2 protein-coding genes are annotated in these 6,726 nt (G+C 41.9%); one reads left to right on the forward strand and one right to left on the reverse strand.

The annotated features are described in order from the left end of the window. The first annotated feature begins 53 nt into the window (after nucleotides 1–53). On the forward strand, nucleotides 54–5,456 hold the full coding sequence (locus tag I8752_RS08025) for a Calx-beta domain-containing protein (protein WP_214431787.1): 5,403 nt from the start codon (nucleotides 54–56) through the stop codon (nucleotides 5,454–5,456). 66 nt (nucleotides 5,457–5,522) lie between these two features. Here I8752_RS08025 and priA read toward each other — a convergent pair. Beyond that, nucleotides 5,523–6,726: replication restart helicase PriA (gene priA / locus I8752_RS08030; RefSeq protein ID WP_214431788.1), on the reverse strand; the 1,204-nt coding region annotated here is incomplete at its 5' end.

Raw genomic sequence — 6,726 nt, forward strand, 5'->3', positions numbered from 1 at the left:
ATATCTGACAAGTATATTAATCTTTTGTAGAGTTTTATTTAAGGACGAAAATTATGACGAAACAGCCAGAAACTAGTCACATTAAAAGTCAAACTGATTCTGTGAAAAACTTACTACAAGCAAGTCAAAATATTGTTTTTATAGATACAGCAGTTATTGATTACCAAAGCCTGGTAGCTGGGATCGCACTCGGTAGCGAAGTTGTTCTTCTTGACCCTAATAAAGATGGTTTAACGCAAATTAACGAGTTTCTAGCAGGATGTAAACCTAACTCAGTTCAATCAATTCATATTGTCTCCCACGGTAGTGAGGGGAGTTTACAATTGGGGTCGACTTATCTTAGCCTTGCTAACCTTAATAGCTATGCAAATGAGTTACGAAAGTGGGCAAGTGTTTTAACTGATAAAGCTGACATCCTACTTTATGGGTGTGATGTAGCCAGCGGTTCAGGTATGAAATTTGTGCAGCTTCTTAGCCGAATTACTAGGGCAGATGTTGCCGCTTCCACTAATAAAACAGGAAGTGCGGCTTTAGGCGGTGACTGGAATTTAGAGGTGAAGACGGGAAAAATAGAGGCTTCTTTGGCTTTTCAACCTGAAGTAATACAGGCTTACCAATCTATTTTGCCAGCTAGTTTTACTGGCACATACTCTCAAAACTTTAACTCATTAGCTAGTTCCGGAACATCCACTTCTTGGGTTAATGATTCAACCATTCCCGGGTGGTATGCCACAAGAACAAGTTACAACGTTGGTTCTGGCACTAATAATACAGGTGGATTATATAGTTTTGGTATCACCGGAGACCGGGCCCTTGGTTCTGTCGCTTCTGCTAGTACAGGAACTATTTATTATGGGTTGCGCCTCCAAAACAATACAGGTTCACCAATTACTCAGTTGCAAATCGGTTATACGGGTGAGCAATGGCGTAATGGTGGTAATACATTGCAGCAACAGCTGAAATTTAGCTATCAAACTGCGGCAACTCTCACAAGCCTGACAACAGGAACATGGACACCTGTAACATCGCTAGATTTCACTGGGCCAATTGCAACTGCAACCGCAGGTGCTTTAATTGGCAATCAAACTAATAATAAAGTTGTCATAACACCTGTAACAATTACGCTAGCGACCCCAATAGCTAACGGTGAAGAGATTATGCTGCGTTGGGAAGACATAGATGATGGAGGCAACGATCACGGTTTAGCGATTGACGATGTATCTGTTAAAGTAGATAATACCACCTATGTAGTCACTAACACCAATGATAGCGGTGCTGGCTCGTTAAGGCAAGCTATTATCAATGCCAATAACGATCCAGGAATTGAGACAATCGTCTTTGATACGAATGGGATATTCGGTGATGCTACCCCCGATACCATTACCCTCACTTCTGGGGAATTGGATGTTACTGAAGGAGTAATAATTCAAGGAACTGGGGCTAATAAACTCACCATCAGTGGTAATAATGCTTCGCGTGTTTTTAATGCTAGTGCCTCTATCTCAATTGATGGGTTGACAATAACTGGCGGAAATGCAGGAACTAACAATGGTGGCGGCATCTACAGCACTAGTAGTGTCATACTCAGCAATAGCATCATTTCTAACAATACCACGAATAGTAGTGGCGGTGGCATCTACAGCAGTAGCGCCGTAGTTAGCAATAGCACTATTTCTGGCAACACTGCAAACACTTACGGCGGTGGCATTTACAGCAGTAGTCTTAGCATCAGCAATAGCACTATTTTTGGCAACACCGCAAACAATAACGGTGGCGGCATCTATAGCAGTAGTCTCAGCATCAGCAATAGCACTATTTCTACCAATACAACTAAAATTTCTGGTGGCGGCATCTACACCAACAATGCCACAGTCAGCAATAGTACTATTTTCGGCAACACTGCTGATAGTGATAATAATAGCCAGGGCGATGGTGGTGGCATTTTTAAATCTGGTGGCACTGTGAGTATCAGCAATAGCATAATTGCTGGCAATAGCGCTCCAGGTAATCAAGGGCCTGATGTCTATGGTAGCAACTTGAATGGCAGTGCTTACAACTTGATTGGCAAAATTAGTGGTAAATCGTCTGGGACTTTAGGCACGGGTACAGATATTATTAATCCCAATCCCGGACTTAAACCGCTAGGAAATTACGGTGGTTCTACACAAACCCACGCTCTATACTTTAATAGTCCTGCCAGAAATGCTGGCGATCTCGCTTATAGCGGTAACTTAACTACCGACCAACGTGGCACAGGTTTTAACCGTATTGAAAGTGGAAGAATTGACATTGGAGCATTTGAATATGTACTTCCAAAAGTCAGCTTTGGTGCTGCTACGTACAATGCAACAGAAGATAGTACCGCCACTACAGTAACTATTCCTGTTACTTTAGATGCTTCTCCTGAAACGGCTGTCACAGTTCCGATTGTCATCAAAAATACCAGCACAGCTACTAATGGTAGCGATTATACTTTTTCTCCGACTACTATCTCTTTTGCTGCTGGAGCAACAGGCTCAAATTTAACGCAGCTAATTACTTTTACTATTAACCCAGACGATTTACCTGAAAATGCAGAAACAGTTGTACTCAATTTCGGCACGCTAACAGGTGCTGATTTGGGGACAATACCTGAAACTACTCTAAATATTGCTGCTAATGATTCGATTCAATATGCAATTTCTACCGCCACCCCAACTTTAATTGAAGGCAATAGTGGTACTCAAGCTGTTAGCTTTACGGTTACTCGCAGCGGTGGTATAGGGGTAGCTAGTAGCATAAATTATGCTTTCAACGGTGCAGCAACCTTTGGTAGTGACTATAACAATATTCAGGTTACAAATGGAGGAACTACTACATCTGGAACTTTAAATTTTGCGATTGGGGAAACAACAAAGACAATTACAGTTAATGTTCTGGGTGACAACACATTTGAACCTAATGAAGACATTACTGTTATCCTGAGTGACCCAAACCTCACAGCTGCGCCGGAAAATTCCACAATTACTAATAGTTCGGCGACAGTAAACATCATTAATGATGACAACCAACCAACTATCAGCATTTCCGATATCTCCGTTGCAGAAGGGAACACAGGCACAACAACTAATGCTAACTTTACTATTAGTCTCTCCAATGCCAGTTATCAACCAATTACTGTAAATTACAACACGAGCGATGGTACTGCTCAAGTTTCTGATTCTGATTATAATTCTGGTTCAGGCACGATTACTTTTAATCCTGGTGAAACTAGTAAAACCATTAGTATTGGCGTTATCGGTGATAACAAATTTGAAACTGACGAGACATTTGGTGTAAATCTTTCGGGTGCAACAAATGCAGCGATCGCAGATAATTTAGGAGTTGGCACTATCATCAATGATGACAACCAACCAACTATCAGTATTTCCGATATCTCCGTTGCAGAAGGGAACACAGGCACAACAACTAATGCTAACTTTACCGTCACTCTCTCTAATGCTAGCTATCAGCCGATTACTATCAATTACAACACGAGCGATGGTACTGCTCAAGTTTCTGACTCTGATTATAATTCTGGTTCAGGCACGATTGCTTTTAATCCTGGTGAAACTAGTAAAACCATTAGTATTGGCGTTATCGGCGATAATAAATTTGAAACTGACGAGACATTTGATGTCAATCTTTCAGGTGCGACAAATGCAGTGATCGCAGATAATTTAGGAGTTGGTTCCATCATTGATGATGACAACCAAGTAACTATTAGCATCTCGGATGTCTCAGTTGCTGAAGGCAGCACAGGCACAACAACTAATGCTAACTTTACTATTAGTCTCTCCAATCCGAGTTATCAACAAGTTACTGTCAATTACAATACGAGTGATGGTACTGCTCAAGTTTCTGATTCTGATTATAATTCTGCTTCAGGTATAATTACTTTTAATCCTGGCGAAACCAGCAAAGTTATTAGCATTGGTGTTATCGGCGATAACAAATTTGAGGCTGACGAGACATTTGATGTCAATCTTTCAGGTGCGACAAATGCAGCGATCGCAGATAGTTTAGGAGTTGGTTCTATCATCAATGATGACAACCAACCAACTATTAGCATCTCGGATATTTCAGTTGCTGAAGATAACACAGGCACAACAACTAATGCTAACTTTACTATTAGTCTCTCCAATCCAAGTTATCAACAAGTTACTATCAATTACAATACGAGTGATGGTACTGCTGTTGCTGCTGACTCTGATTACAATTCTACTTCCGGGACGATTACTTTTAATCCTGGTGAAACCAGTAAAGTTATTAGTATCGGTGTTATCGGCGATAACAAATTTGAAACAGACGAGACATTTTCTGTCAATCTTTCAGGTGCGACAAATGCAACAATTGCAGATAATTTAGGAGTTGGCACTATCATCAATGATGACAACCAACCAACTATCAGTATTTCCGATATCTCCGTTGCAGAAGGGAACACAGGCACAACAACTAATGCTAACTTTACCGTCACTCTCTCTAATGCTAGCTATCAACTGATTACTGTCAATTACAACACGAGTGATGGTACTGCTCAAGTTTCTGATTCTGATTATAATTCTGCTTCAGGGATGATTACTTTTAATCCTGGGGAAACCAGCAAAGTTATTAGCATCGGTGTTATCGGCGATAACAAATTTGAAGCTAACGAGACATTTGGTGTCAATCTTTTAGGTGCGACAAATGCAACAATTGCAGATAATTTAGGAGTTGGTACTATCATTGATGATGACAACCAAGTAACTATTAGCATCTCGGATGTTTCAGTTGCAGAAGGGAACACAGGCACAACAACTAATGCTAACTTTACCGTTGCTCTCTCCACACCCAGCCTTCAGCAGGTTACTGTAAATTACAACACGAGTGATGGCACTGCTAAAGTTTCTGACTCTGATTACAATTCTGCTTCCGGGACGATTACTTTTAATCCTGGCGAAACCAGTAAAACTCTGAGCATTGGTATCATAGGCGATAACAAACCTGAAACCAACGAGACATTTTCTGTCAATTTACTGGGTGCTACAAACGCTATGATTACTGATAGCTTGGGAGTCGCTACTATCATTAATGATGATGCCCCTCCCGCTATCAGCATTGCAGATGTATCACTCAAAGAAGGTACTACAGGAATGATAACTAATGCTAAATTTGTCGTTACTCTCTCCAGTGAGTTTTATCAACCAATTACTGTAAATTACAGCACGAGTGATGGCACTGCCAAAGTTTCTGACTCCGATTATGATTCTGGACTGGGGACAATTGTTTTTAACCCTGGCGAAACCAGTAAAGTTATTAGTATTGGCATCAGAGGTGATAATAAAGTTGAAACCGATGAAACATTTTTTGTTAATCTCTATGGTGCGGCAAATGCTACGTTTGCGAATCATCAAGGAGTAGGTACTATCATAAATGATGACATTAACGCTTTTTCTTAAAATCTAGTATTGCTGATTTCAAGAGATGAAAAGCTCATGCAGAGAAGACATTTTTTGGACAATTCACTACATTATATTGATGGGGTCTACATCTATTGTCAAGCTAACAGATTGGGGACAAAGCGATCGCACTTGTTCCCAATCTGGTAATTGTGGCAAGGCATCAGCAGCAAATTTCAGTAATATTTGCCAGCGGTAACGGTTAGCTACCCGCACAATACTAGCCGGCGCAGGGCCTAGTATCTCAAATCCGGCTTTCGCACCCAAGGCTGTGGCGATTGTTTGCGCTGTATTTTGCACTTGCGTGGGATCGAGGCTACTCAGGCGCAACAAAACTAACCTACCATATGGCGGATAATTGAGTGCTTGCCGTTGTTCTAATTCAGTTTCAGAGAAAGATTGATAATCGTGCTGTTTTACCGCTTCAATGACTGGATGTTCTGGGGTGTAAGTTTGCACAATTACCCTACCCGCATCGTCGCCTCTGCCAGCTCGTCCTGCTACTTGAGTTAGGGTTTGAAATGCCCGTTCGCTGGCGCGATAGTCTGATAGATGCAATAATCCATCAGCAGCGACTACACCTACGAGTGTTACTTGGGGTAAATCTAAACCTTTGGTAAGCATTTGCGTACCTACTAATAATTCAGCTTCGCCGTTTGCGAACTTAGTGAGTAGGGTGCGGTGTGAGCCTTTGTTGCGAGTAGTATCGCTATCAAAGCGGATGAAACGCAACTGCGGAAACTGTCGTGTTAATTCCTGTGCGACTCGCTGAGTACCGCTACCAAAGAATTTCAGATAAGGTGAACTGCATTCAGGACAGTGTTGCGGATGCGATCGCCCATAGTTACAGTAATGACAGCGCAATAATTGCGGCGCTCCTTCTTCGCTATGGTGATACGATAGCGAAACGTCACAGTGCGGACATTCCAAGACATAGCCACAACTACGGCAAGAGACAAAGGTACTGTGTCCCCGACGATGGATAAATAAAATTCCCTGTTGTCGTCTTTCTTGCAAGTGTTGTAAAGCTGCTTGTAGCGACTTACTAAATATAGAACGATTTCCCTCCTGCAACTCTTGCCGCATATCCACTACTTCCACTGGAGGCAAAGGGCGAGAGTTGATACGTTCGGGGAGGGAGAGGTAAACAAGAGTGCTGAGTGCTGAGTGCTGAGTGCTGAGTGAGAAATTAGGAGCAGAGACGCGATTAATTGCGTCTGTACAGGAGTTAGGAGTTAAAAATTCTTCCCCTGCCCCCCTGCTCCCCTGC

Origin of the sequence: Dendronalium phyllosphericum CENA369 (assembly GCF_016056275.1) — a bacterium.
Lineage (GTDB): Bacteria > Cyanobacteriota > Cyanobacteriia > Cyanobacteriales > Nostocaceae > Dendronalium > Dendronalium phyllosphericum.